This is a genomic window from Mucilaginibacter sp. PAMB04168, assembly GCF_039634365.2.
Classification (GTDB): Bacteria; Bacteroidota; Bacteroidia; order Sphingobacteriales; family Sphingobacteriaceae; genus Mucilaginibacter.
Genome location: NZ_CP155079.2, coordinates 5,017,235 through 5,042,976 on the forward strand (window position 1 = coordinate 5,017,235; position 25,742 = coordinate 5,042,976).

General features: G+C 44.1%; 24 protein-coding genes. 6 read left to right on the forward strand and 18 right to left on the reverse strand.

Annotated elements, in window-relative coordinates; genetic code table 11:
• Nucleotides 1-241 precede the first annotated feature (241 nt).
• On the forward strand, nucleotides 242-712 hold the full coding sequence (locus tag ABDD94_RS21060; protein WP_345953886.1) for a DUF4920 domain-containing protein: 471 nt from the start codon (nucleotides 242-244) through the stop codon (nucleotides 710-712).
• Nucleotides 713-978: 266 nt separating this feature from the next.
• On the opposite strand, the gene carB is transcribed toward ABDD94_RS21060, so the two are convergent.
• The 5 genes from carB to panC form a co-directional block, all read right to left on the reverse strand.
• Nucleotides 979-3,798, reverse strand: a complete 2,820-nt coding sequence (gene carB, locus ABDD94_RS21065) for a carbamoyl-phosphate synthase large subunit (protein ID WP_345953887.1) — start codon at nucleotides 3,796-3,798, stop codon at nucleotides 979-981.
• Nucleotides 3,799-4,026: 228 nt separating this feature from the next.
• Nucleotides 4,027-4,989, reverse strand: a complete 963-nt coding sequence (locus tag ABDD94_RS21070; protein ID WP_345953888.1) for a TonB family protein — start codon at nucleotides 4,987-4,989, stop codon at nucleotides 4,027-4,029.
• Nucleotides 4,990-5,015: 26 nt separating this feature from the next.
• Nucleotides 5,016-5,987 carry a hypothetical protein gene (locus ABDD94_RS21075; RefSeq protein WP_345953889.1) on the reverse strand — a complete coding sequence of 324 codons (972 nt, stop codon included), beginning with the start codon at nucleotides 5,985-5,987 and terminating at the stop codon, nucleotides 5,016-5,018.
• Between the two features lie 33 nt (nucleotides 5,988-6,020).
• Entirely contained in the window at nucleotides 6,021-6,371 is a 351-nt protein-coding gene (gene panD, locus ABDD94_RS21080; protein ID WP_345950125.1) for an aspartate 1-decarboxylase, read from the reverse strand.
• Between the two features lie 36 nt (nucleotides 6,372-6,407).
• Nucleotides 6,408-7,247, reverse strand: coding sequence for a pantoate--beta-alanine ligase (gene panC / locus ABDD94_RS21085; protein WP_345953890.1), 840 nt, complete (start codon nucleotides 7,245-7,247; stop codon nucleotides 6,408-6,410).
• A 159-nt stretch (nucleotides 7,248-7,406) separates the two neighbouring features.
• On the opposite strand from panC, the gene ABDD94_RS21090 reads away from it, so the two are divergent.
• The 4 genes from ABDD94_RS21090 to ABDD94_RS21105 all read left to right on the forward strand — a co-directional run bounded on the left by ABDD94_RS21090 (nucleotide 7,407) and on the right by ABDD94_RS21105 (nucleotide 12,707).
• Nucleotides 7,407-8,231 carry a glycogen/starch synthase gene (locus ABDD94_RS21090; protein ID WP_345950123.1) on the forward strand — a complete coding sequence of 275 codons (825 nt, stop codon included), beginning with the start codon at nucleotides 7,407-7,409 and terminating at the stop codon, nucleotides 8,229-8,231.
• A 15-nt stretch (nucleotides 8,232-8,246) separates the two neighbouring features.
• Nucleotides 8,247-9,698 (forward strand): hypothetical protein, encoded by a 1,452-nt coding sequence (locus ABDD94_RS21095; RefSeq protein ID WP_345953891.1) that lies wholly within the window; start codon nucleotides 8,247-8,249, stop codon nucleotides 9,696-9,698.
• 142 nt (nucleotides 9,699-9,840) lie between these two features.
• On the forward strand, nucleotides 9,841-11,676 hold the full coding sequence (gene glmS / locus ABDD94_RS21100; RefSeq protein ID WP_345953892.1) for a glutamine--fructose-6-phosphate transaminase (isomerizing): 1,836 nt from the start codon (nucleotides 9,841-9,843) through the stop codon (nucleotides 11,674-11,676).
• 95 nt (nucleotides 11,677-11,771) lie between these two features.
• On the forward strand, nucleotides 11,772-12,707 hold the full coding sequence (locus ABDD94_RS21105; RefSeq protein ID WP_345953893.1) for a LysR substrate-binding domain-containing protein: 936 nt from the start codon (nucleotides 11,772-11,774) through the stop codon (nucleotides 12,705-12,707).
• Nucleotides 12,708-12,718: 11 nt separating this feature from the next.
• Here ABDD94_RS21105 and ABDD94_RS21110 read toward each other — a convergent pair whose 3' ends face one another.
• From ABDD94_RS21110 to aspS, 7 genes are all read right to left on the reverse strand, one after another.
• Complete coding sequence (locus ABDD94_RS21110; RefSeq protein WP_345950119.1) at nucleotides 12,719-12,949, reverse strand: hypothetical protein; 231 nt, start codon at nucleotides 12,947-12,949, stop codon at nucleotides 12,719-12,721.
• Nucleotides 12,950-13,111: 162 nt separating this feature from the next.
• Nucleotides 13,112-14,443: a M20/M25/M40 family metallo-hydrolase gene (locus tag ABDD94_RS21115; protein ID WP_345953894.1), complete on the reverse strand. Its 1,332-nt coding sequence runs from the start codon at nucleotides 14,441-14,443 to the stop codon at nucleotides 13,112-13,114.
• A 28-nt stretch (nucleotides 14,444-14,471) separates the two neighbouring features.
• The gene (locus ABDD94_RS21120; RefSeq protein WP_345953895.1) at nucleotides 14,472-15,323 is read right to left on the reverse strand and encodes a hypothetical protein; all 852 of its coding nucleotides are present in this window, start codon (nucleotides 15,321-15,323) and stop codon (nucleotides 14,472-14,474) included.
• Between the two features lie 20 nt (nucleotides 15,324-15,343).
• The gene (locus ABDD94_RS21125) at nucleotides 15,344-16,651 is read right to left on the reverse strand and encodes an amidohydrolase (protein WP_345953896.1); all 1,308 of its coding nucleotides are present in this window, start codon (nucleotides 16,649-16,651) and stop codon (nucleotides 15,344-15,346) included.
• 71 nt (nucleotides 16,652-16,722) lie between these two features.
• Complete coding sequence (locus ABDD94_RS21130; RefSeq protein WP_345953897.1) at nucleotides 16,723-17,196, reverse strand: hypothetical protein; 474 nt, start codon at nucleotides 17,194-17,196, stop codon at nucleotides 16,723-16,725.
• Between the two features lie 106 nt (nucleotides 17,197-17,302).
• Complete coding sequence (locus ABDD94_RS21135; RefSeq protein WP_345953898.1) at nucleotides 17,303-17,737, reverse strand: FKBP-type peptidyl-prolyl cis-trans isomerase; 435 nt, start codon at nucleotides 17,735-17,737, stop codon at nucleotides 17,303-17,305.
• A 36-nt stretch (nucleotides 17,738-17,773) separates the two neighbouring features.
• Entirely contained in the window at nucleotides 17,774-19,519 is a 1,746-nt protein-coding gene (gene aspS / locus ABDD94_RS21140; RefSeq protein WP_345953899.1) for an aspartate--tRNA ligase, read from the reverse strand.
• A 134-nt stretch (nucleotides 19,520-19,653) separates the two neighbouring features.
• On the opposite strand from aspS, the gene ABDD94_RS21145 reads away from it, so the two are divergent.
• Complete coding sequence (locus ABDD94_RS21145) at nucleotides 19,654-20,034, forward strand: DUF2809 domain-containing protein (protein ID WP_345953900.1); 381 nt, start codon at nucleotides 19,654-19,656, stop codon at nucleotides 20,032-20,034.
• 30 nt (nucleotides 20,035-20,064) lie between these two features.
• Here ABDD94_RS21145 and ABDD94_RS21150 read toward each other — a convergent pair whose 3' ends face one another.
• The 6 genes from ABDD94_RS21150 to ABDD94_RS21175 all read right to left on the reverse strand — a co-directional run bounded on the left by ABDD94_RS21150 (nucleotide 20,065) and on the right by ABDD94_RS21175 (nucleotide 25,722).
• The gene (locus ABDD94_RS21150; RefSeq protein ID WP_345950111.1) at nucleotides 20,065-20,325 is read right to left on the reverse strand and encodes a helix-turn-helix transcriptional regulator; all 261 of its coding nucleotides are present in this window, start codon (nucleotides 20,323-20,325) and stop codon (nucleotides 20,065-20,067) included.
• 284 nt (nucleotides 20,326-20,609) lie between these two features.
• Nucleotides 20,610-21,794, reverse strand: coding sequence for a GTPase HflX (gene hflX, locus ABDD94_RS21155; protein ID WP_345950110.1), 1,185 nt, complete (start codon nucleotides 21,792-21,794; stop codon nucleotides 20,610-20,612).
• A 265-nt stretch (nucleotides 21,795-22,059) separates the two neighbouring features.
• Nucleotides 22,060-22,845: an indole-3-glycerol phosphate synthase TrpC gene (gene trpC, locus ABDD94_RS21160; RefSeq protein ID WP_345953901.1), complete on the reverse strand. Its 786-nt coding sequence runs from the start codon at nucleotides 22,843-22,845 to the stop codon at nucleotides 22,060-22,062.
• A 60-nt stretch (nucleotides 22,846-22,905) separates the two neighbouring features.
• Nucleotides 22,906-23,520 carry an aminodeoxychorismate/anthranilate synthase component II gene (locus ABDD94_RS21165; RefSeq protein WP_345950108.1) on the reverse strand — a complete coding sequence of 205 codons (615 nt, stop codon included), beginning with the start codon at nucleotides 23,518-23,520 and terminating at the stop codon, nucleotides 22,906-22,908.
• A gap of 72 nt (nucleotides 23,521-23,592) precedes the next feature.
• Nucleotides 23,593-25,002, reverse strand: coding sequence for an anthranilate synthase component I family protein (locus ABDD94_RS21170; RefSeq protein ID WP_345953902.1), 1,410 nt, complete (start codon nucleotides 25,000-25,002; stop codon nucleotides 23,593-23,595).
• Nucleotides 25,003-25,275: 273 nt separating this feature from the next.
• Nucleotides 25,276-25,722, reverse strand: a complete 447-nt coding sequence (locus tag ABDD94_RS21175; RefSeq protein ID WP_345950106.1) for a cytochrome B — start codon at nucleotides 25,720-25,722, stop codon at nucleotides 25,276-25,278.
• Nucleotides 25,723-25,742 lie beyond the last annotated feature (20 nt).

Below are 25,742 nucleotides of genomic sequence, written 5' to 3' on the forward strand. Positions count from 1 at the left end.
GGCTGGTCTTTTATAACATTAAGATAAATAAAAAGCCGGAGTAAGCCGCATTATAGTTAATGCGGCAATATGCTGCAAATAAACAAACCGTACGCGGCATTGCGTAAACATAAGTGTTAAATTTTGTTAACACGCTGCACTTAGCCAATTGCTTTGTAAAAACGCTGTAATATCAAAGCGATAACCTAATTGTCCGAAACCATGACAACCAATTATTGTTGTTTTGAAGAGGTTAATTTAAATGAGATACGTTGTATACAGTCTGTTCATCCTGCTCATTACATCATTAAACGTAAATGGGCAAAATCGAACACCACTACCACATGGGATGGTGTTTGGCAACAAGCCGAGTACGGTGAGCCTGATGCCGGCATCGGAGCTGGAAAGCTTTATGGGCAAACGCACGCGTACCAGCGCTGCTATTATAGGTAAGGTAGTTAAAGTAACGCACGAAAAAGGCGGCTGGTTTACTCTTGATGCCGGTAACGGCCGCACTATCAGTGCGCGCTTCCGGAATTACAAAGTTGTTCTGCCATCGGCTATTAAAGGCCGTGAGGTTATAATATCGGGTATAGCCACCAAGCAATTTATAGCCGATGACCAGCAGCAACTGGCCGGCGATACCGTTGTTGGCAAAAAGCAGCATAACGTTAAAACAGATCCTAAACGGCGGTTGCTGTTTGAGGTGTATGGATTAATGGTGAATAAGTAAAACCGGATTTAAAGCATAGCACTTTAATCGTTCTTGTTTTGTGAGTATTCGACAACTTTCGACAATGGCGACTTAGACAAAGACGGTGTTCCGAACGATGACAGTTATTTTATTGACAACAAGAGAGATTGGAGAACATTGGTAAATATTCAAAGATCTTCTCAAAAGGCAGTTATCCTTTTGCGCACTTGAAATTTTTTCCTCGTAAAAAAGGACAAAGAATTTTCATCCTTTGTCCTTAGTCAATTAGTCTTTTTATCTAAAGCTTACCTGCTCAAATACATTGATTTCTCTTTGTACAGGTGTCTGAAATAGGGGTCCTGTAGATCAGGGATAAAGCGGATGGCTTCTCCTGTCGATTTCATTTCGGGCCCTAACTCCTTGCTTACCTCAGGGAACTTATCGAATGAGAATACCGGTTCTTTAATGGCGTAGCCTTTCAGCTTGCGCTCAATGTTGAAATCGGTAAGCTTGTTTACGCCCATCATTACCTTGGCTGCAATGTTGATGTAGGGTACATCATACGCCTTGGCAATAAACGGCACTGTACGGGATGCACGCGGATTGGCTTCAATTACGTAAACCTTATCGTTCTTAATGGCAAACTGAATGTTTAGTAAACCTTTTACATTTAACGCCTTAGCTATCTTAACCGAGTACTCTTCCATTTGCTGCAGCACGGTTTCGGATAAATCAAACGGTGGCAACACGGCAAATGAATCGCCTGAGTGAATACCGGCGGGCTCAATATGCTCCATCATACCAATGATGTGTACATTCTCGCCATCGCATATCGAATCAGACTCGGCCTCTGCGGCACGATCCAGGAAGTGGTCAATAAGCACACGGTTACCTGGCAGCGCTTTTAACAGATTAACAACAGCACGTTCCAGGTCTTCGTCATTAATTACAATACTCATGCCCTGGCCGCCTAATACATAGCTCGGGCGTACCAATACAGGGTACCCTACCTGATGAGCTACTTCAATTGCCTCTTCGGCACTTTCGGCTACCCCATACAGCGGGTAAGGAATATCAAGGTCTTTCAACAGGTCAGAGAAACGGCCGCGGTCTTCGGCAATATCCATATCGTTGTAAGATGTACCAATGATCTTGATACCGTGCTCATGCAGCTTTTCAGCCATTTTAAGCGCAGTTTGGCCGCCTAGCTGCACAATCACACCTTCCGGTTTTTCCAATTCTATAATCTCACGTACATGCTCCCAAAACACCGGCTCAAAGTATAGCTTATCGGCCATGTTAAAGTCAGTTGATACCGTTTCGGGGTTACAGTTGATCATGATAGCCTCATAGCCCGACTCTTCGGCAGCTAACAAGCCATGCACACAACTGTAGTCAAACTCAATACCCTGTCCAATACGGTTAGGGCCGGAGCCTAATACAATGATTTTCTTTTTATCAGTTGGGACGGATTCATTCTCGCCCTCGTAGGTAGAGTAATAGTATGGCGTTTGAGCCTGAAACTCCGCAGCACAGGTATCTACCATTTTATAGACCCGGTTAATGCCTAGGGCCTTGCGGCGTTGGTAAACTTCTTCTTCGGTGGTGTTAACCCCTAATATCCAGGCAATCTGCACGTCTGAGAAACCTTTTTGCTTAACGGTAAGCAAAATATCTTCAGGAATGTTATTTACCGAGTAGCGGCGCAGTTCGGCTTCCAGGTTCACTATTTCCTGTATTTGGTTTAAAAACCAGCGGTCTATCTTGGTGGCTTTGCGTACCGATTCAATTGGTACACCCAGGCTCAGTGCATCATATACGTGAAACAACCTGTCCCAGCTTGGATGCTCGAGGCTGTGCATGATCTCGTCCAGGTTGCGGCTCTGGCGGCCATCGGCTCCTAAGCCTGCGCGACCTATCTCCAAACTCTGACAAGCTTTTTGCAGCGCTTCAATAAAGCTGCGGCCAATGCCCATTACCTCACCTACCGATTTCATTTGCAGGCCCAGCTCACGGTTGGCACCTTTAAACTTATCAAAGTTCCAGCGAGGAATTTTAACGATCACATAATCGAGCGTTGGTTCAAAATAAGCCGAGGTGGTTTTGGTGATCTGGTTCTCTACCTCATCCAAGTTGTAACCAATGGCCAGTTTGGCAGCAATTTTAGCAATTGGGTAACCTGTTGCTTTTGAGGCCAGGGCAGATGAACGCGATACCCGTGGGTTAATCTCGATAGCAATAATCTCCTCGTTAGCCGGGTTAACCGAAAATTGCACGTTACAACCACCGGCAAAATTACCAATGGCGCGCATCATCTTAATAGCCTGGTTGCGCATTTCCTGGTAGCAGCGGTCGCTCAGCGTCATGGCTGGAGCTACGGTTATTGAGTCGCCGGTGTGGATACCCATCGGGTCAAAGTTCTCTATAGAACAGATGATGATCACGTTATCGCGGTTATCACGCAGCAACTCCAGTTCGTATTCTTTCCAGCCCAACACGGCCTGCTCCACCAAAACCTCGTGCGTTGGCGATGCCTGTAAACCGCGGCTCAGGGCTGCATCAAAATCTTCTTTTTTGTGTACAAAGCCTGCGCCTTTACCACCCAGCGTATAGCTTGGGCGTATAACCAGCGGAAAGCCGATTTCCTGCGCAGCTTCTTTACCCTCTAAAAATGAGTTGGCAATTTTTGATTTGGCCACGCCTACGTTAATGTCGACCATTAACTGGCGGAAAGCCTCGCGGTTCTCTGTTTTTTCGATAGCGGCCACATCAACACCAACCACTTTAACGCCATACTTCTCCCAAATACCACGCTCCGAAGCTTCAATACAAAGATTAAGCGCTGTTTGGCCGCCCATAGTAGGCAACACGGCATCTATGTGCTGTTCGCTCAGAATTTTTTCTAAACTTTCGCAGGTTAAAGGCAGCAGGTACACGTTATCGGCAATAACCTTATCGGTCATGATAGTTGCCGGATTGCTGTTGATAATGGAAACTTCAATGCCTTCGTCTTTCAACGAAAGCGCGGCTTGTGAACCGGCGTAGTCAAACTCGCAAGCCTGACCAATGATGATAGGGCCTGATCCGATAATCAGCACCGATTTTATGGAAGTATCTCTGGGCATAGTAGTATTTAGCTGTTATATGTTTAGTTCACAGTTAACGGTCATGGTTCATAGCGTTTTGCTACATCCTATGAACTATAAGCCATCAACCCTGCACCTCTAATTCTATGCGCTGAAAACAAAAAACCCGACTTCAGCGTCGGGATGCAAAGATAGGAGAATATAAGGTATCTGTTTTAAAAATTTCACATTTAATATAAGCGCTCATTGACACGTTAACAAGTTAACTTAAGGCAAGTTGAATACAATGGGTACGGTGTACTTAACACGAACATTTCGCCCGTACTGTACGCCAGGGATCCATTTTGGACTTTCTTTAATAACTCTTATTGCTTCTGCAGCCAATAAAGGATTAGGAGAACCGCCTACAGCTCTCACGTCATTCAGCGTACCGTCGGTTTCAACCACAAAGGTAACATTTACCCGGCCCTGTATACGCTTGCTGATTGCTTCACTCGGGTAACGTAAATTCTTACTGAGAAACTTGTTAAACGCCGGCGTTCCGCCTTCAAACTGTGGTAACGCTTCTGATTTAGTATATGTATAGCTTTGGCCGTTAGCCAATTGAGCCATCCCGCTTACCAATTTACCTTCCTTATAAGTTTCGGTAAGCAACAAACTGTCGCGGTTAACACTAATTTTCCACTCACCATCTTTAAGGCCTTTCTTTAGTTCTCCCTCGCTTACCTTGGGTTTAGTACCACCTTCTATTTTTTTATACCGCCCGTTGCCATTGGTTACGAGCGCCTTTCCTAAGGAGTCATTAAAGGCCATAATAAGATATACCTGCTCAGAGAGCGCTTTTGATTTGTCAACAGCGGCATACTCCCGGGTTTCGGCCAGGTTGCCGTTACGGTAGTAGTGAAACTGCTCGCCTGCTAATGCGCCTTTACTATAATTTAGTACACTTTTGCGCTTGCCGTTATCATAATATTCTATGCAAGCACCTTCCAGTTTTATCGGTTCTATAGCCGAAGAAAGGGCCATACGCCGTGGCCTGCCATCAAGGTAATACTCCAAAACCTTGTACAGCACGGAGCCAGAGTCGGGTTCGCGTACTACGCGGGTATAATCGGCGCTATCGCGTTGTGTTACCTGCCTGCCGTTGTTCTTAAAGAAATATACATTTTGGCGCTGTGCACTCGCTGCCATGCAGCTCATTATCAGGAAACCTACAAGTAAGTATTTCATCTTAAGCTTTACTAAACATACAAATTTTACTTAGCTCCCTTGGCCGGCGTACCGAAAGTAGTAGAAACTATCCATGAGGAGTTAATGGGCAAACCATTACGGATAGCCGGTTTCCAGTTTGGCGAACTATTGATTGCAGTAGTTATGATCTTATTGATCTCAGGTGTAATGTTACCTAAAAAGCGACCGTTGCTTACCTTGCCTGTCTTATCAACCATAAAAGACATAACACCTATGCTTGATTTGTTTTTGAGCGTTGCCGGGTATTTAAACTTCTTTTTGATGTAGGCTATAAAGGCTGCATCGCCGCCTTTAAACTCCGGAGATTGCTGCCGGCTGGTGTAAGTATACCGCGTACCGGTCCCCGTAACGCAATAGCCTGAAACGAATTTGCCATCGCGGTAAAGGTCGGTGTAGGTAACTTTTTCGCTGGGGTAGCCGCCGTGCCATTCTCCATCAGGATGGCCGTTTTTTACCGGGCCCTCTTCACTTATGGCACCTGTTAACATGTTGTAATCCACATAACGGCCATTACCATCGGTAACCAGTGCGGCACTTGTGGTATCCATGCAGCTTACAATTCTTACTTTTTCTTCAGGAGATTTAGTGGCGGTTGTGTCATACTCCAGCGTGGCATGCAGTTTACCGTTGGGATAAAACAGGAACCCAGTGCCTATCAAAGCTCCCTGGGTATAAGTTAAAACCGATTCGCGCTTACCGTTACTGTAGTAAGTTACCGCCTGGCCTTCAAATGTCGGCGGATCAATGGTAGATGACTTACCCATCATTTTGGGCTTGCTGTTGCGGTAAAAATCGGTAATACCAAATAAGGTAGACCCAGAATCGGGTAGGCTAACGGCGCGGATAAAATCGGCACTATCAACCAGGGGCACCTTAGTACCATCGTTGCGGAAGTAAAATACTTGTTGGGTTTTTGCTTTTTGAGCCAGACACAAAGTTGCTGTAAACAAACAGCATACGGCTAATATATACTTCATTGGTTTTAATTCAAATAGATTGGGGCTCCTAATCTATCGAATTAATTTATTATCTGTATCAGGAAAAACTAAAATTGGTTCGTACTTGCGGGCCTCGTCCATTTCCATGTATGCGTATGACATAATAATCACAATATCGCCCACCGCCGCTAAACGTGCTGTAGCGCCGTTTAAGCATATCGTACCGCTTCCCCGCTCGCCTTTTATTACATAAGTTTCAAAGCGTGCACCGTTATTATTGTTCACAATCTGCACCTTCTCGTTCGGGATAATATTTGCCGCCTCTATCAAATCCTCATCAATTGTAATGCTGCCTACATAGTTAAGCTCGGCCTGCGTTACCTTAGCACGATGAATTTTGGATTTTAACACCTCAATAATCATAAAGCAAAGTTAGTAATTAAAAATAACAGCACGTTATCACCGTATTATCACATTATCAATGAGCCGGGTATTGCCTACCCTGGCGGCAACCAACGCCACTATGCTGTTGCTACTGCTGTTAGCTTCACGCAATGTTTCACCATCAGCTATCTCAAAATATTCCAATTGTGTACCAGGTTCATGGCTAATCAGATCGGCGGCTTGCTGCTGGATATTTGTTAAAGCCTCGCCACCGTCAAAACCTGTCTTTGCCTGTATTAACGCTTTGGATAGAACGAGTGAATGCAACCGGTCATCGGCCGTTAAGTGGATATTGCGTGAACTCATGGCCAAACCATCGGCCTCACGCTCAATAGGGCACATTACCAGTTTAACCGGCAGCCCAAGTAGGCTAATCATACGGCTTATTACCATAACCTGCTGGTAGTCTTTCTGACCGAAAAAGGCAAGGTCGGGCTTTACAATATCGAACAGTTTATGCACAACCTGCATTACACCTTGGTAATGCCCTGGCCTAAACTTGCCTTCCAGCAGATGCTCCAGTTCGCCTATATCCAAATGCCAGTTTTCATTGTCGGCATACATTTCTGTAACAGCCGGATTAAACAGAACATCGCAACCGGCCTGCTCTAATTTTTGAATATCGGCTTCAATAGGGCGCGGATATTTGTCGAGGTCTTTAGGGTCGTTAAACTGCGTGGGGTTCACAAAGATGCTGCAAACAACTACGCTGGCCTGCTGCTGCGCCTGCGCCAGTAAGGAGAGGTGCCCCTGGTGCAAAGCACCCATAGTGGGCACAAAACCAACAGTTTTACCAGCACTTTTCAGCTGATGCAGGTATTGGCTAACCTCGTTTTTGGTGGTAAAAATTTTCAACTATTGTATAATTAAAAAAAGTGGGCAAAGGTGTGTAATTACTTTATGAAAACCAAAAGTACTTGCATAATTCATTGATAGTTCATAAGATAATGTGTATATTTGCACACTCAAAAATTTTTTTTGACTTCTTACATATAACTTAATTTTGATACAGAGATGGGTAAATCTAAGCTTTTGTTCATAACTCATGAAATGTCTCCCTTCCTTGAACTCACCAAAATTTCTGAAATAACCCGCCAGCTGCCCCAGGCTATGCAGGATAAGGGTTTTGAAATTCGCATCCTGATGCCGCGTTTCGGGAACATTAATGAGCGCCGGAACAGGCTGCATGAAGTGATACGTTTGTCGGGAATGAATATCATTATTAATGACAATGACAATCCTTTAATTATTAAAGTAGCATCAATACCTGCGGCCCGTATGCAGGTGTATTTTCTGGATAACGAGGAGTACTTTCAACGCAAGCATGTGTTTGGCGACAAAGACGGTAAATTTTACGCCGATAACGATGAGCGCATGATTTTCTTTTGCAAAGGCGCACTGGAAACGGTTAAAAAGTTAGGCTGGTCGCCAGATGTGGTACATTGCCACGGTTGGATGAGTGCCCTTGTGCCGGCTTACCTGAAAACCACTTATAAGGATGATCCTACTTTTAAACACTCAAAGGTAGTTTATTCTATATATGAAAACGCCTTTACAGACGTTTTAAATGCTGAATTTGCCCAAAAAGCAGTAATGAGCGACATGACCGAGCAAAACACTGAGTTATTTAAACCAGGCACTAACAATGCCCTTCACCAAGGTGCTGTACAGTACAGTGATGCGGTAGTGTTGGCAAGCGAAACTATTGACACTGAAGTGTTAAATTATGTTAAAAACAGCCAAAAACCGGTTTTAGAATTTAATTCGACTGCTGATTTCGAAAATTATTACAATTTTTACGACGAAATTACCAACGACGAATTGGTGAACGTTGCATAAGATTTGAAAGTAAATATGAAATTTATAAGACTAGACTTATTAACCTTGTTGATAAGTCTTTTTATTTTAGGTAGCTGTAAAAATCAGAATGAAGTTGGTCTCCCGGTGGGCGATCAGCAACTGAATGGCTCCTTGCTGGTTTATGATAATATCGTGGTAAAAACGGATACCGATAACGTATCAACTGCATCAAACCCAGCCCAAACTCCGCTAGCCTCGTTTAACGACCCGGCTTTAGGACTTACTGATGCCAATATTGCTAGCAGCCTTAATTTACCAACGGCTGCGGCATCGTATACGGTACCCACAGGCACTATTACTACCGATTCGGTAATTATGGAGCTACGGTATACACAGGGTTTTTACGGAGATACGTTAAACTCAAGGTATAAAGTTAATGTATACCAGCTGGATGAAAAGCCCAGTCCCAGTCAGCTTTATTATGCCAACAAAGAATGGAAAGTAAAGACCACCTTATTAAATGATCCGGCCAGAACAGGCATTTTTAATGCGCGCCCTAATACAAAAATTAAGGTTACTCAAATTGTAAAAGGCGGTAAGGACACGCTTAAGAATATTGCTGCACACATAAGAGTTCCGTTAAACAAAACGTTTATCCCCGGCTTCCTGTTTAACACGCCTACAGCCGTTACCTCCAACACCGCCTTTCAGAATGCGACTAATGGCATATACCTTGATCTTGAACGCAGCCAAGCTTCTGAGATTGGTGGTACGATGATGGTAAACCTCGACTCGAGCAGTGTAAAAGTGTATTACCGCGTAAACAATGCCGGGGCACTTGATACGGGTGTAGTAACGCTGCCTTTTAACGTAAGCGCTGCAGAGGTAAGAAATAAGTATGCCGATTTAAGAAATTATTCAGCTGAGGTTAAAAGTGCCATCAGCAGTACCACGTCTAACGACGTGTTCTATTTACAGGGCTTAGCCGGCTTGCGTGCAAAACTTACCTTCCCTAACGTAAAAACGATGCTTGGTGCGGGGGTTGACCTCAACACCATAGCCATTAACCGGGCCGAGCTGGTCATTACGGCCAAGCCAGGTACAGATATTCCTTTTGCGCCGCAACCCTTATTAACGTTGTACAGGTTAGATTTAGCCAAGCAACGGCAACGGGTGCCTGATGCTAATGCTACTTATAGCTCAACAAGCGGCCTTACACCGCTCGACGCCCGCTTTTTCAGTGCGGCTGCTTTTGGCGGCGAGTACAGAAGCGATAAAAAAGAGTATCACTTCTTACTGACTGGTTACCTTCAAGACTTGCTCAAAGGCAAACTTGAGAATGAGGGCCTGTATGTAGGCACAATCGACGTCACAAACCGCCTTTCTGTTGGGGTGGTTGATGTAGCGCCAACCATAGCCACAGCTGGCAGAACTATAGCGGTAGGCAGCGACAAGAGCTCGCCGTACAGGATTAAGCTCAACGTTATTTATACCAAGAACAACTAAGTTATACTGATAATAACTATGGCATAAAAAATCCCCGCACAACGGGGATTTTTTATGCCATAGTAAATTTGAAACATTAGCGGTAACTTTGCTTTTACAGCATACCATTTTAGCTGTTTACACATTATATTAAACTCTTTTTATGTGCGGAATTGTAGGTTACGTAGGCTATAGAGACGCCTACCCTATTATAATCAAAGGCCTGCACCGGTTGGAGTACCGGGGATATGACAGCGCCGGTGTAGCGTTGCTGGATAAAGACTTAAAGGTTTATAAAAAGACCGGTAAGGTTAGCGACCTCGAAGACTTCGTTAAAGGTATTGAAATGAAGGGCTCATTGGGCATGGGCCATACACGCTGGGCCACACACGGTGCGCCAAGTGACCGTAACTCACACCCTCACTCATCGGGCAACCGTAAGCTTTCTATCATACACAACGGTATTATTGAAAACTATGCGGTAATTAAAGAGACCCTGCTAGCCAAAGGCCACATTTTTAAAAGCGATACCGATACTGAAGTACTGATTCATTTTATTGAAGACATACAGCAGGAAACCGGCCTTGAACTGCGCGAAGCTGTGCGTATTGCGCTTAACAAGGTGGTAGGTGCTTATGCTATTGTAATTATGAGTGCCGATGAGCCCGATCAGCTTATTGCAGCACGCAAAGGCAGCCCCATGGTAATTGGTGTTGGCGAAGGGGAGTACTTTATAGCCTCAGATGCTACGCCTATTGTAGAGTACACTAAAAATGTAATCTACTTAAATGATAATGAGATTGCTTACATACGCCGCAATGATCTGCTGATTAAGAACATTGACAACACCGTTCAAACGCCATATATACAACACCTCGAGCTACAGCTCGAAATGCTGGAAAAAGGCGGTTATGAACACTTTATGCTCAAAGAAATTTACGAGCAACCCCGTTCTATACGCGATTGTATGCGCGGCCGCATCTATCCAACCCAAGGCAAAGTACAACTGGGCGGTATAAAGGAATACACAGATAAGCTGAAAAACGTAGATCGCATCATCATTGTTGCCTGTGGTACCTCATGGCATGCGGGCTTGGTGGGCGAATATTTAATTGAGGAGTATGCACGTGTACCTGTTGAGGTAGAGTATGCTTCTGAATTCAGATATCGGAACCCCATTATCAGCGAGAAGGACTTGGTGATTGCTATCTCGCAGTCGGGTGAAACAGCCGATACCATGGCCGCAATTGAGCTAGCAAAGGAGAAAGGCGCTACTATATTCGGAATTTGCAACGTGGTGGGTGCTTCTATTCCACGTATTACACACGCGGGTGTATACACGCACGCTGGTCCTGAGATTGGCGTAGCGTCAACCAAGGCATTTACGGCACAGGTAAGTGTTTTAACGCTCATAGCGTTTTACATTGCACAGCAACGTGGCGCTATAACCCGCAACAAACTGGTCGAACTGTTAACAGAGCTTGATGAGATACCTGAACTGGTTGAACGTGCACTTAAAGCTAATGAGCATATTGAGAAAATAGCCGAAAAGTTTAAGAACAGCAACAACTGCTTGTTCCTGGGCAGAGGCAGTTCGTTCCCGGTGGCCCTGGAGGGCGCTTTAAAGCTTAAGGAGATCTCTTACATACATGCCGAGGGTTATCCTGCTGCTGAAATGAAACACGGCCCTATCGCCTTAATTGACGAAGACATGCCGGTTGTGGTAATTGCAACCAAGCATTCATCTTATGAGAAGGTGATTAGCAACATACAGGAGGTAAAAGCGCGTGGCGGCCATATTATAGCTATCGTAACCGAAGGAGATACCGAGGTAAAAAGCATGGCCGACTATGTAATTGAAATACCACCAACCGCCGAGCCTTTTGTGCCTTTACTGGCCACTATACCGCTGCAATTACTGGCTTACCATATTGCCGTAATGCGTGGCTGTAACGTTGACCAGCCACGTAACCTGGCCAAATCGGTTACGGTAGAATAATCTAAAAGGCGATCACATTCTGATCGCCTTTTTTTATAAAGATTTTGCCAATAGATTTTATTGATAGATATTTATCACGTCAATCAAAATCATCTATGACCATTACTCAGCTTGAATACATAGTAGCCGTAGATACTTATAAGAGTTTTATACTAGCTGCCGAAAAGTGCTTTGTTACACAGCCTACCCTAAGTATGCAGGTGCAGAAGCTGGAAGACATGCTGGGAGTAAAAATATTTGATCGCGCGCGTCAGCCCATTTCGGCTACCGAGGTTGGAGCCGAAATTATAGCTCAGGCCCGCGTAATGCTGGCCGAGAGCTATAAGATTAAAGAAATTGTCACCGACCGGCAAAAGGAGCTGTCGGGCGATCTGAAGATTGGCATTATCCCAACCATTGCCCCTTACCTGTTACCCCGAATTATTACCCGTTTTATTGAAAAGTACCCGCAGGTTAAGTTGGTTGTTTGGGAACAAAATACCGAGCAGATTATCCAGCAATTAAAAATGGGCGTAATTGATTGCGGTATTCTTTCTACCCCGCTACATGAAAACGCGCTGACTGAAATACCGGTATTTTACGAGAATTTTGTAGCCTATACTTCCAAAGCCAGTAAGCTTTACAAAAAGAAAAACATTAGTCCGGAGGATATTGACGTAGAAGAGTTGTGGGTATTGGATGAGGGCCATTGCATGCGCGAACAGGTATTAAATATTTGCCAGCGGCGCAAATCAACCAAAGGCTTTCAGCACTTTGAATATAATACCGGGAGCGTAGATACATTGAAACGGATGGTAGATCAGAATAACGGCGCCACCATTTTACCCGAATTGGCTTTAGACGATCTGAATGAAAAGCAGATGGACCGGATACGCTATTTTAAAGCGCCTGAACCGGCCCGTGAAGTTAGTATTGTGATACAACGCAACTTTCTAAAACGCCGTATTATTGAAGCCTTAAAGAATGAGATACTACACTTTATACCTAAAAAGCTTCGCACTAAAAAGAAAAAGGACGTAATAGATATATAAGCGGCAAAGACTTATTTAGGTAACACTTCATTCGGTAAGTGGTCATCATCTGCCGGGTCTAATTCCTTAGAGTCCTCATTTACGCGTAGTTCATACAGATCTTCTTCGTCCTGCATCTCATCGTCAAATGCATCGTCATCATCATCGGCCAGGCTTTCTTCTGATGGATCGTGTGGCGTGGCCATAGCCCGGTAGGCTATAATATCCTGCCAATCGGCAGCTTGTTCCATAGTAACTATCATAATACAGGCTTTATTGTTGAACAGTAACAAGCCGGCAAATGTTTATGTTTAGTGTGCTTATTAATGCGTGACCAATAAGCAAGCATTGAAACAAGCCCTGTCGCAAATAAAAAAGACCAGCCAGCGCTAGTCTCTTTTCTATTCACGATTGTTTTAAAATGCTTATTTGGCTGCTATGCCGGCCTCGGCCACTAACAATAACAATGCTCTTTGCGTTGCCTGGTATCCTTTATCGTCCAAAAACCATTCGTTCAGTGCGTGTGCACCGCCCGATTTACCTCCACTGCCAATAGTAACGGCCGGAACGCCCTTGGCAATAGGAATGTTAGCATTGGTTGAGCCAACGCCCAGTATAGCACCGGTATTAAAATAACTGGTAGCGGCAATAGCACGCTGCACAAAAGGAGTAGCCGGGTCCTCAACACCCGATGGGCGGTCACCTACCATTTTTACGTCAACAGTTAAATCTGGCCCCATACGTTTCATCTGGTTTTCTTCTTTCAGGGCGCGTTGCACGGCATCCTGCAACAGCTTATCAATACCGGCTACACGCTCGGGACTTTCCGAACGCATGTCTACTTCCATCCAAGATTCAAACGGAATTGAATTTACAGAAGTACCGCCGCCTATAACACCCACATTGTAGGTTACGCGCTCACCGGGTTGGCGCGAAAGTTTATCGGCATCTAAAGCCCAGTAGTGTATAGCACGGCCCAAAGCATTATGCGGGTTAACCAGCCCAAAGGCACCTGATGAATGCCCGCCAGGCCCTTTAAAGGTGATACGGTAACGATGTGAGCCCAAACCACGGTGTACAATACGGTCCATACCGGTTCCATCAACGGCAATGTAGGCATCAATCTTACCGGGGCCTTTATTACTAAACAGGTTCTTCACGCCACGCAAGTCGCCAGGGCCCTCCTCGCCTACGGCGCCAATAAACAGCACATCAGCATCGGTTTCGATATTTTCCTTTTCTACCGTTTTCAGCACGGTTAATACTACGGCCAGGGCGCGGGTATCATCAGCAATACCGGGCGCATACAGTGTGTCGCCTTTATGCTTAATTTTCACATCTGTGCCTTCGGGGAACACCGTATCCAGGTGCCCTTCCAACACTACAACCTTTTTGCCGCCGCCTTTGCCTTTACGCCGTGCAATTACATTGCCTACGTTATCAATCCAAACCGAATCGGCACCGGCTGCTTTTAGCATCTCCGCGTACTTTTTAGCCCGCTGCATTTCTTTGTAAGGAGGCGCAGGTATCTCAGTAAGCAGCATGTGATCCTGCAAGGTTTGCGGCTGCATATCTACAATGGTTTGAAAGGCCTTCTTAATTGCAGCCTTGTTGGCAATAGTGTTGATTTGTTGGATATATACTTTGCCGGCTACGGTTGTTTTATTGAAGCCAGGAGCTTCCTCCTGGCCAAAAACCAAAGTTGTGGCTACTGCCGCCGCAACAGTTAGTGATGTTTTAAATAAAAGCTTTCTCATTATCTTTTAAGAAGTGATTACATTTATGTTAATTGGCTGGCTTCTTCCCCGCTGTATCATTAGCTATTCTTTTCCATGCGTCCATTGTTAAAACAACCATTCCTCCCTTAGCCATATCCCAACTAGAGACATAATTTTTAGACAGTACATAATGTGTTTTCCAATCGGTTATGTTTTTATAGAGCATCAGCGTGCATACATCAGTGGCTGTGATAAAATCGCCGGTTTCTGGTTGATGATTATGCACACCAGCAGTTTGCCCATCGCCGTGCTTGGTCTGCATAGGTAAAATGTTTCTGTGCAGCTTCTTTTTACTCAAGATATTATTGGATTGATCGAACTCAATCAAGTAGTCGTTGCCAAATACAATAACATTACTTACCGTTGGTCCCGTCAATATATACACTCTTTTAAAGCCATTATAAATAAGAGGTATGAAATTCAGATTTGTGTTTTGATACCTTTTAAATGAAGTATCAGTTTTTGAAGTTTCAATAGCTTTACTACGAAGCACAACCAACTCATTTTCAGCGGTAGTTAATTTACGTGCAATAGTATCTATTTTGTAATTGTTTAAATCGAAGCTGTAATCAAAAGTAATTGTTGATAATACATCCGGACTGTCGCCTTTGCTGAAGAACACATTTTTAACACTGTTACCAGCATCATAAGAGATGTAGCCTCCTATTTGTGCTTGTTTATGTTTCAACTTAGCTAAAAATATATCTGTACCATGCCAGGAGGCCATCTCTGAGTTATAAATTCGTTTTGCTTCCTGCTGTATGCTGTCAGCAATGGCATTAACATCTTTCTTTTGAGCTTTGGCGCTAAAACCAACAACAAACAAAACGCTTAAAAACGTAAAAATTTGCACTTTCATAAACATCCTATTAGGCAGCATTATTTCCCTTTACCCGCCATATAATCCAGTGTTAAATTACATAGGGCTTTTACACCCAGGCCAAAGCCGCTTTCATCTATAAAGAAGTCGGGCGTGTGGTGGGCGGCGGTTTTGAGCGGATCCTGCCCTTTGGGCATACCACCTAAAAAGATAAACAAGCCAGGTACCTTTTCCTGAAAAAAGCTAAAATCTTCGGCACCGGTTACTGCAGGGCGTAACAGTACATTAGCGGCACCGGCAGTTGCCTGTAAGGTAGGCAGCATTTTTTCGGTTAGCTTAGGGTCATTATAAGTCACCGGGTAACGGGTACTCAGCGGAATCTTTACCTCAGCTGTAGCTCCGGCTGCTTCGGCAGTTTTGGTGGCTATGGTTTTAACCCGCTCTATTAGCATCTTTTCATCGTCAGCACTCAAAGCACGTAAGGTACCCATCATAGTTACCTGTTCGGGTATAATGTTTGAACGGTTACCGCCATTGATAGCACCTATGGTTACCACGCCTGCATTTTCGGTAACGTTTAAATTACGGCTTACAATGGTTTGCAAGGCGTTAATAATCTGCGCCGAAACCACTATCGGGTCTACACTGCTCCATGGGTAAGCGCCGTGCGCCTGTTTACCTTTCACGATGATTTGCATATCATTCACTGCGGCCATAGTACCACCAGGGCGATAGGTGATCTTACCAACCTCGGTTTGAGCATTAATATGCAGACCAAATATGGCATCCACCTTGGGGTTTTGCAATACGCCTTGCTTTACCATCAATTCTGCCCCGCCTTCCTCGCCAAACGGCGGACCCTCCTCGGCCGGCTGAAAGATGAATTTTACAGTACCACGTAAATCATTCTTCATGGATGCAAGCACCTCAGCTACCCCCATCAGGATAGCCACATGCGTATCGTGCCCGCAGGCGTGCATTACGCCTACCTCTGCATTATTGTAAGTTGCTTTAACTTTGGATGCAAAGGGCACCGGTGTACGCTCAGTAACAGGCAAGCCATCCATATCGGCCCGCAGGGCTACTACGTGGCCGGGCTTACCGCCTTTCAAAATACCCACCACACCTGTTTTGGCTACCCCAGTTTGCACATCTATCCCTAAAGATTTTAGATGCGCCGCAATAATACCCGCCGTACGTGTTTCATGATTACCTAACTCGGGATTTTGATGAAAATCACGCCGCCAGGCTACCAATTTAGGTTGCATTGCATCGGCTCTTTTTGCGGCTGCAGTTTTGAGCGCATCTGTTTGTGCAAAGGCGGAACTGGCACTTAGTAAAAAGGCCAGGAAATAAATTTTTTTCATATCTGCGATTTGGCCTTTAAGATATGAATTTTGCAGATGTATGAGCCAGCTTGGCTGTAATTAGTGCGGGGTTACTGCTTACGGAAATAGAAATTGTACGCTGCCCGTAAACCTGCTATTGGTTTACTGTTGTAACTAAATTTATCAAAATTACCATGAACCGATAACTCAAAGTTGTAATTCGGTTTATTAAACACACGATAACCGGCACTGGCTGTTGTGCCAACCCCATTATAAAAATCATTACCCACCCAAAAGAATGGACCTGCTGTAATGAAAGCCCGGTTGGTTATATAGTATTTGCCCGAAATGCGTGCAGATACATACTCATTTACCTCGTGAACGGAGATTGCAGGCTCGACAGCCCACTTATTTAACACGCGTATATTACCTAATAAGCTAATGCCGGGGTGCAACTGATTGTCATACTCTTGGAAGGTCTTATTAACACCCAGGGTGAACCCCAATGAGCTTCGAGCCTGGCCGTATGCACTACCTGCCATGAGCAAACTCGCTAATACTAGTACTTTAACCCGTAGCTGCATGGTGAATTTTGGTTGATGACGCACAACCGGTAGTTAATGTTACAATTTTAACCAAAAAAGAAAAGGGGCTTGAAGCCCCTTATGTTATATTATCATTATTAAATGCTTACTTAATACTTAGCATATCAATAGTAAACACCAGCACTTTGTTTGCTGGTATAGTACCCCTGCCCTGCGGACCGTAAGCCAATGCAGATGGCACCATAAGTAAAAGCCGCCCATTGGTATTAATTTTTTGCAAACCTATTTTCCACCCTTCAATAACGTTTCCGTTTACTACGGTGGTGTAGTTGCCGCTATCAAAAGTGGTACCATCGGTAAACTTGCCGGTATAGTTTACATTTACGGTTGAAGTTGCGGTAGGATAAGCACCTGTACCAGGCGTTAAAACGGAATAGTAAACACCAGAAGGATCTCTTGTTGCAACAATTTTATTATCATTAATATATGACTTTATCTGTGCCTCGTCAAACGCAGCTTGTTGTTCAGCGTAATTAACATCTTCTTTCTTACTGCATGACGCCAGCACAAAAACGAGCATGCTACAAATTATTAATAGCTTTTTCATCCCTGATAACTAAACAGTTGTTTTAATGCTCAATTCTTTCATTTGTGCCTCTGCAATTACCGATGGCGAGTCGATCATCACATCGCGGCCTGAGTTGTTTTTAGGGAAGGCGATCACATCGCGTATAGAATCCAATCCGGCAAAAATGGAGCACAGCCTGTCGAAACCCAAGGCAATACCACCATGTGGCGGCGCACCAAACTCAAAGGCATCCATCAGGAACCCGAACTGCTTTTGTGCTTCCTCAGCGCTAAAGCCTAAATGCTTAAACATTAAGGCTTGCAAATCGCGGTCGTAAATACGTATAGAGCCACCACCTACTTCGATGCCGTTAATCACCATATCGTAAGCGTTAGCACGTACCGAACCCGGCTCTGTATCCAGCCTGGCAATATCCTCAGGCTTTGGCGAAGTGAACGGGTGGTGCATGGCATGCCAGCGGCCGCTTTCTTCATCAAATTCCAGCAGCGGAAAATCAAGCACCCAAAGCGGTGCAAATACTTCTTTGCTGCGCAGGCCTAAACGGGTACCCATTTCCAGGCGCAGCTCGTTCATTTGTTTGCGTACCTTGTCGGTTTGCCCGGCCAGTATCAACACCAGGTCGCCCGGTTGGGTATCAAACGCGGCCGACCAGCCTTTAAGCTCTTGCTCGTTGTAAAATTTATCAACTGATGATTTTAACGTACCATCATCATTGTGGCGCATATAAATTAATCCGGTGGCGCCAATTTGCGGGCGTTTTAACCACTCGGTCAGCTCGTCAATCTGTTTGCGGGTATAGCCGGCCGCACCTTTGGCGTTAATACCTATTACCAGTTCGGCATTATCAAACACGCTAAAACCTTTGTTTTTTACCAGATCATTCAGCTCCACAAACTGCATCCCGAAACGTACATCTGGCTTATCAGAACCATACAAACGCATGGCATCGGCATATTGCATACGCGGAAAATCGCCCAGCTCAATACCTTTTATGGTTTTGAACAAGTGGCGGGCCATGCCTTCAAATATGTTCAGGATGTCTTCCTGTTCAATAAACGACATTTCACAGTCAATCTGTGTAAACTCGGGCTGGCGGTCGGCACGTAAATCCTCATCGCGGAAACACTTTACAATCTGAAAATAACGGTCAAAACCACTTACCATCAGCAATTGCTTAAATGTTTGCGGTGATTGTGGTAGAGCGTAAAACTCGCCCGGATTCATGCGGCTTGGCACCACAAAGTCACGAGCCCCCTCGGGTGTAGATTTGATCAATACCGGGGTTTCTACTTCAATAAAATCTTTAGCATCTAAATATCTACGAATCTCCTGCGCTATTTTGGAGCGCATAATCAGATTGTTGCGTATAGGGTTACGGCGTAAATCCAGGTAACGGTATTTGGCGCGCAATTCCTCACCACCATCGGTTTCGTCCTCAATTAAAAACGGAGGTATTTTGGCCTGGTTAAGTATATCTAAAGCTTCAACGGTAATTTCAATATCACCGGTTGGTATTTTAGTATTTTTGTTGGTGCGTTCCAGCACTTTGCCCGTAACTTTAATTACAAATTCGCGGCCAAGGCTGCGGCCGGCATCGCGCAGAGCAATATCACTATCGTTGTTTAAAACTAACTGGGTTAAACCATAGCGGTCGCGTACGTCAATAAAAGTAGTTCCGCCCAAATCGCGCGATTTTTGCACCCATCCGCATAGGGTTACTGTTTCACCTAAATTACTGAGGTTTAATTCGCCACAAGTATGAGTTCTAAGCATAGTACCAAATTTATAAAGTTTGCAAAAGTAGTTTTTTGATTTTGCATTTGGTACTTTTTATAGCTTTACATTTTGGCTCGCAACATGCGTTTATGCTTAAAAAGCATTAGTTTCACTGCTTTAATTGCCGTACCATGTCTAAAAGCCGCTGGGTAGTATTAAGCGCTGTTTTTATTGTAATTATTGCCGGTTTGGCCTCGCGTAAAGTTGCCTTTATACCGCTGTGGGTGGGCGATACCCTATGGGCGTTGATGGTTTACTTAATGGTTCGCTTCCTGTTTATGGAACGAAGTATTGGCAAGGTGGCTTTAATAAGCTTGGCTTTTAGCTTTGCTATAGAGTTTAGCCAGTTATACCAGGCCGAATGGATTAACCGTGTAAGAAATACTGTGCCCGGCCACCTTATTTTAGGCAGGGGATTTTTATGGGGCGATTTACTAGCTTATATACCGGGCGTGCTGTTAGGCCTCTTTATAGACGCGCTTGTTTTTAAGAAACAACACGTAAGTAAATGAGGTTTAACCCTAAAGCTACTCAATCTTTAACTATGCTTTTGCAACTTTAAGCTGCGTTAAATTGTCATAGTTAAAATTGATCAGATCCACCAGGTCAATTTCCAACACTTCAGAAATACCAACTAATCTATTGATGGTAATATTACTATACCCAAGCTCAATTTTGCTGTAGGCATTTTGCGAAATATCAAGCTTAGCTGCCAGATACTCCTGCGTATAATTACGAAACTCACGTAATTTTCTAATATTGGCTGCTACCGCTTTGGTTTTTGCGTCACACAATGCTTTCATGCATTTAAAGGCTAAATATTTGGATTAGTATACGTACAGCTTATAATTCACAAAGTGGTACGTAATTGTACATGTTCTATAACATCGAATTGCCAAATGTGTGTTACCGAATTTACACCTTGTAGTTTTAAAGTGATTTTATTTAGCAATGGTTTTTACAAGAATAGAAGCAATAAACGTTATTAATTTGGTAGTTGAGGTAGCAATGCTAACTACCAATACTTAAAATAAAAAAGGCGGACGCTTTGGTAAGGTCCGCCTTGTGTTTTTAACTAGCTGTTTGATCAGTAAAGTAGCTGGTCATATGGGTATCGCTCAGTATGAATAGCTATTACTTTATCATACAGCAACTGCCTAAACTCATCTACATTCTCCTTTTTTAACGCCGAAATGAAGATTGCCGGACTATTATGACTAGCCATCCAACTGTGTTTAAATTCTTCGAGCGTAAGTGCTGGGGCCGGATCTTCCGGATGTGTAGGTACCGGCTGGTAGGCATCTATTTTGTTAAACACGGTTATAACCGGTTTATCAATAGCGCCTATGTCTTTCAGCGTCTCGTTAACGGTATTCATATGATCCTCAAAGTTAGGATGCGATACATCCACTACGTGGACCAAGATATCAGCCTCGCGTACTTCATCCAGGGTAGATTTAAAGCACTCTACCAGATGGTGAGGCAACTTACGGATAAACCCTACCGTGTCTGACAGCAGAAAAGGAAGATTTTCGATCACCACTTTCCTAACCGTTGTGTCCAGCGTGGCAAATAGCTTGTTCTCGGCAAACACTTCCGATTTAGAGATCATGTTCATGATGGTTGATTTACCTACGTTGGTATAACCTACCAACGCTACGCGTACCAGCTGAACACGGTTTTTGCGTTGTGTTTCGTTTTGCTTGTCTATCTGCTTTAACCTGTCTTTCAACAGCGATATCTTGTTCAGGATCAAACGACGGTCGGTCTCAATTTGCGACTCACCCGGACCACGCATACCAATACCACCCTTTTGGCGCTCCAAGTGGGTCCATAAACGGGTTAAGCGGGGTAACAGGTATTGCAACTGGGCCAACTCAACCTGGGTTTTAGCCTGTGCCGTTTGTGCCCTGCCAGCAAAAATATCCAGAATGAGGTTACTGCGATCTAGTATCTTTACCTGCAGTTCCCGTTCAATATTACGCAATTGCGATGGCGATAGTTCATCATCAAACACCACCATATCTATTTCTTCGGCTATTACATAGGCCTTTATCTCTTCCAGTTTACCAGAGCCCACAAAAGTTGCACGGTCCGGCCGTTGCATACGTTGCGTAAAAGTTCGTATCGTTTTGCCACCTGCAGTGTCTACCAAGAACTCCAACTCCTCTAAATACTCTTTCTCCTGTGCTTCGGTTTCATTTGGTGTAATGATACCTACCAGCACAGCGGTTTCCTGCTTGATAGCAGTATCATAAAATTTTTGTTTCATTAACAGTAATATAACAATGTAAATGCCAAGGTTGTAAAACCGGCTAAGTTGCAGGTATTAAAGTTGTTTTGGTGCCAAAATAGCAGTTAGAACCAGCCTATACTTAACCCCTCTTTTTGGCGAGGAATGAAGCAACCCATGCTTAATACATTTCATGTTCGCAAGGCAACCTGAACGCCCGCTTTACCAAACCTTGGTGTAATAAGAACCCAATTCATCTGCTCAATTGTATTCAGGAATACTAAATACCAGAAGGAAAAGGCACTTACCTTAACTCCTTTACAAACTCTTCCATTGCCGCACCGGGGTTGGGTTGACGCATGAAGTTTTCACCTATCAGGAAACCGTTAAACCCTACCGCTTTGAGCTGTTTGATAACGTGGGTATTGCTAATGGCGCTTTCGGATATTTTAAGGAACTGATTAGGGATGTGCTCCACCAATTGAAATGACGTATCAACCGAAACCGAAAAGTCGGCCAGGTTACGGTTATTTACACCAATGGCGTCCAGGTTATCGTCCAGGCTGCGTTCCAGCTCTTCACGGTTATGCACTTCCAGCAAAACGTTCATGCCTATGCCCTTGGCCAGCGCCGCAAACTGCTTTATCTCGGCTGGAGTAAGTATGGCTGCTATAAGCAAAATAATATCGGCACCAAGTGTTTTAGCCTCTACAATCTGATACTCATCAATCATGAAATCCTTGCGCAGAATGGGTACATAGCTAAATTTGGCCGCGTGCAATAAATCAGTTTTGCTGCCGCCAAAAAAGTGCCTGTCGGTTAAAACTGATAATGCGGACGCGCCTGCATTTTCATACGCGCGGGTAACCTCAGTTACTTTTACCTGATCGTTGATAACCCCTTTTGATGGTGATTTGCGCTTAAATTCGGCAATGATACCGGTACGCTCCGGGTCCAGCAAAAAATCGCGAAAGGATAACGGCTCACGTAAAAACAGGTCACGTTCTTCCAATTGCGTGTACGAGGTAACTATTTTAGCTGCTGCTACTTCTTTCTTTTTACGCAGCACTATTTTATCTAATATCGTCATCTTTTATATATTCGTCATTTCGGGGCACGAAGCAATGACGTTATTTATTTTGATTAATTACTAGCAGCTTAACCAGTTTCGCATCATTTCTTTCCCGTACTCCGTTAACACCGACTCCGGGTGAAACTGCACGCCGCGAACATCAAGCGTTTTATGGCGCAGGGCCATAATAGAGTTGTCCTTTTCGTCTACAGCGGTAACGGTTAGTTCCGTAGGTAAGCCTTCTTTTGATACTACCCAGGAGTGATAGCGGCCTACACTAATCTGCTCGGGTAAACCGGCAAACAGCGGCTCATCTATATCAGTAACCTTAACAGGTGTTGATATGCCGTGCATAGGCCTGCTCAGGTTATATAACCTGCCGCCAAACACCTCAGCAATAGCCTGCTGACCCAAACATACACCAAAAATACTTTTAGTAGGCGCGTATTTACGTATAACATCAAGCAGCAAGCCCGCTTCAGACGGTATGCCAGGCCCAGGCGATAGAATGATCTTGTCAAATTGATCCACGTCTTCGAGCTTAAACTGATCATTACGCCATACCTCACACTCCAAGCCCAACTCGTTAACCAAATGCACCAGGTTATACGTAAACGAGTCATAATTATCTATAATCAGCACTTTTCCCTTAAAAGGTAGCGTCTTATTTTCTATATCTTTATTCAAGCTCATTGCTTATATCTTACAATATTAATATCTTTTCTTTAACACTTGTACCAAGATCCATCGGCTTGTACCTCCACACTATAACTCACCCGCCATTTGAATGGCCTTACGTAAAGCAGCTACTTTGTTATTCACTTCATTCAGCTCGCTTTCGGGTATTGAGTCGGCCACAATACCGGCACCTGCCTGGTAGTGCAAAACATTGTTCTTGCTTAATAGGGAACGTATCATAATGGCGTGATTAAAATCGCCGTTAAAGCCGAGGTAACCAATGGCGCCGCTATAAAAGCTCCGCTTAATGTTTTCGTTCGCATCAATAATTTCCATAGCCCTAAATTTCGGCGCACCGCTCAGCGTACCGGCCGGAAATGTATCGGCTACTATTTTAAACGATGAAACATCGGGTCTTAGTTTGCCGCTTACGTGCGATACCAGGTGAATTAAATGCGAGTAATATTGCACCTGCTTAAAGGCCTTTACCTCCACCTGCTCACAATGGCGGCTCAGGTCGTTACGGGCCAGGTCAACCAGCATCACGTGCTCGGCCGATTCTTTTGGATCGTTTTCCAGCGCACGGGCAGCTTCAGCATCTTTCTCATCATTACCGCTGCGTTTAAAGGTACCGGCAATGGGGAAAATACTGGCGATACGATTTTTGATGGTAATTTGCGCCTCGGGCGATGAGCCGAAGATGCGGAAATCACCGTAATCAAAATAAAACAGATAAGGTGAGGGATTAACCGAGCGCAATGCCCGGTATACATTAAACTCATCGCCAGCAAAGGTTTGCGAAAAGGCACGTGACGGCACAATCTGGAAAACATCACCACGATAAATGTGCTGTTTCATCTTTTCCACAATATCCATAAAACCTACATCGGTAAGATTGGATTGCTCCTGGGCCTTTGTTTGAAAGTGGTATTCTGGAAAATCCTTACTTTTTAACAGGTACTCCATTTTTTCCAGGCCTTTATCATCGGCATCTTCACCATATTGGTTCTCAAAAATGTACAGCTCGTTCTTGAAATGATCAATCGCTATCAGGTAGCGATATACATGGTATTGCATTTCGGGTATCTGCCGCACATCATTTTCAACCTTCTTAAGGCGTATGGTTTCATAATGCTCAACCGCCTCATGCGTAAAGTAGCCAAATAGGCCGTTAGAAATTATCTTGAGCGGCAGGGCTTCGGTCTCAAAGCGTTTTAAAAATTCGTCTATCTGCCGCACCAGGTTAAACTGGCCCTGCTCCAGTACCTGTTGGCTGCCATCCGGAAACTTTTGTGTTAATACACCTTTAGTTAAAATTACGCCGGCTATGGGCTCACAGCATATATAGCTCATGCTGTTATCGCGGCTATGGTAGTCTGAGCTTTCCAGCAGCAGCGAGTTGGGAAAAATATCCCGTAGCCGCAGATAAATGCTTACCGGTGTCGTGGTATCAGCAAGCAGCTTTTTATAGGTAGTAGTTATTTTAAACGTTTGCATTATTGATAAATAGTATAAAACAAAAAAACCCGGCGTGGTTGGCGCCGGGTCTCAAATCAGGTTTATAATTGCTTAATCTTTTCTAACTAATAAACTAACCGGGCTGCCTTATTACTTAGGTGCCACCAAATCAGATTATGTAATTGTTTTGTCATAAATACAAAGGCAAATATAGAAAGAAAAATGAGGTTACAAACTTTTTGTGAAATTAATTTTCAATGCATGCACAATAATTTTAGAATTAGTGCATCGCAATAAATTACCGGCCTCAAATTAACCGCTAATGCCTAAAAACGGCCGCTGGCTTTGTATAATAGCTACTACTATAATTATTGTTGCCAGTAAGTAAAAGATGGCAATTGCACGGTGCTTGGCCTCGGGCAAGGTTGCCTTTTTGGAACGGCTATGGCCAATGGTAATTAATATAATCGCAAACAGCATCATGGCAATATGCTCTACCGTCCAATAACGGGTCGTAGCTTCTTTCATGGTGTTGCTGCCAAATTGTACAAACGGGCTGATGAAGTAAAGAACCAGCCCAATCAAGAACTGGGTATGTGCCGATATCATGGCAAACATATAAAGCTTGCGGTTTCCTTTAGTGTAAGCTTTACGGCCCAGCCATCCTACCAAAGCAGTTAAAATAGCTACCACAATTAATACTAAAACCACAAACCTGAAGCCTGAGTGCAGATACCTTAAAATTTCGTAAGCCGACATATGATAATTTTTTGGCAAAT

What these genes read in the sequence shown, in the direction of transcription:
- trpC (WP_345953901.1), bottom strand. Translation starts at nt 22,845, where the DNA reads ATGACGATATTAGATAAAATAGTGCTGCGTAAAAAGAAAGAAGTAGCA.
- carB (WP_345953887.1), bottom strand. Translation starts at nt 3,798, where the DNA reads ATGCCCAGAGATACTTCCATAAAATCGGTGCTGATTATCGGATCAGGC.
- aspS (WP_345953899.1), bottom strand. Translation starts at nt 19,519, where the DNA reads ATGCTTAGAACTCATACTTGTGGCGAATTAAACCTCAGTAATTTAGGT.
- ABDD94_RS21120 (WP_345953895.1), bottom strand. Translation starts at nt 15,323, where the DNA reads ATGAAAGTGCAAATTTTTACGTTTTTAAGCGTTTTGTTTGTTGTTGGT.
- ABDD94_RS21110 (WP_345950119.1), bottom strand. Translation starts at nt 12,949, where the DNA reads ATGATAGTTACTATGGAACAAGCTGCCGATTGGCAGGATATTATAGCC.
- ABDD94_RS21115 (WP_345953894.1), bottom strand. Translation starts at nt 14,443, where the DNA reads ATGAGAAAGCTTTTATTTAAAACATCACTAACTGTTGCGGCGGCAGTA.
- ABDD94_RS21075 (WP_345953889.1), bottom strand. Translation starts at nt 5,987, where the DNA reads ATGAAGTATATATTAGCCGTATGCTGTTTGTTTACAGCAACTTTGTGT.
- ABDD94_RS21145 (WP_345953900.1), top strand. Translation starts at nt 19,654, where the DNA reads ATGTCTAAAAGCCGCTGGGTAGTATTAAGCGCTGTTTTTATTGTAATT.
- ABDD94_RS21090 (WP_345950123.1), top strand. Translation starts at nt 7,407, where the DNA reads ATGGGTAAATCTAAGCTTTTGTTCATAACTCATGAAATGTCTCCCTTC.
- ABDD94_RS21130 (WP_345953897.1), bottom strand. Translation starts at nt 17,196, where the DNA reads ATGCAGCTACGGGTTAAAGTACTAGTATTAGCGAGTTTGCTCATGGCA.
- panD (WP_345950125.1), bottom strand. Translation starts at nt 6,371, where the DNA reads ATGATTATTGAGGTGTTAAAATCCAAAATTCATCGTGCTAAGGTAACG.
- glmS (WP_345953892.1), top strand. Translation starts at nt 9,841, where the DNA reads ATGTGCGGAATTGTAGGTTACGTAGGCTATAGAGACGCCTACCCTATT.
- ABDD94_RS21135 (WP_345953898.1), bottom strand. Translation starts at nt 17,737, where the DNA reads ATGCTCGTTTTTGTGCTGGCGTCATGCAGTAAGAAAGAAGATGTTAAT.
- ABDD94_RS21165 (WP_345950108.1), bottom strand. Translation starts at nt 23,520, where the DNA reads ATGAGCTTGAATAAAGATATAGAAAATAAGACGCTACCTTTTAAGGGA.
- ABDD94_RS21095 (WP_345953891.1), top strand. Translation starts at nt 8,247, where the DNA reads ATGAAATTTATAAGACTAGACTTATTAACCTTGTTGATAAGTCTTTTT.
- ABDD94_RS21060 (WP_345953886.1), top strand. Translation starts at nt 242, where the DNA reads ATGAGATACGTTGTATACAGTCTGTTCATCCTGCTCATTACATCATTA.
- ABDD94_RS21150 (WP_345950111.1), bottom strand. Translation starts at nt 20,325, where the DNA reads ATGAAAGCATTGTGTGACGCAAAAACCAAAGCGGTAGCAGCCAATATT.
- ABDD94_RS21070 (WP_345953888.1), bottom strand. Translation starts at nt 4,989, where the DNA reads ATGAAATACTTACTTGTAGGTTTCCTGATAATGAGCTGCATGGCAGCG.
- ABDD94_RS21170 (WP_345953902.1), bottom strand. Translation starts at nt 25,002, where the DNA reads ATGCAAACGTTTAAAATAACTACTACCTATAAAAAGCTGCTTGCTGAT.
- ABDD94_RS21175 (WP_345950106.1), bottom strand. Translation starts at nt 25,722, where the DNA reads ATGTCGGCTTACGAAATTTTAAGGTATCTGCACTCAGGCTTCAGGTTT.
- hflX (WP_345950110.1), bottom strand. Translation starts at nt 21,794, where the DNA reads ATGAAACAAAAATTTTATGATACTGCTATCAAGCAGGAAACCGCTGTG.
- ABDD94_RS21105 (WP_345953893.1), top strand. Translation starts at nt 11,772, where the DNA reads ATGACCATTACTCAGCTTGAATACATAGTAGCCGTAGATACTTATAAG.
- ABDD94_RS21125 (WP_345953896.1), bottom strand. Translation starts at nt 16,651, where the DNA reads ATGAAAAAAATTTATTTCCTGGCCTTTTTACTAAGTGCCAGTTCCGCC.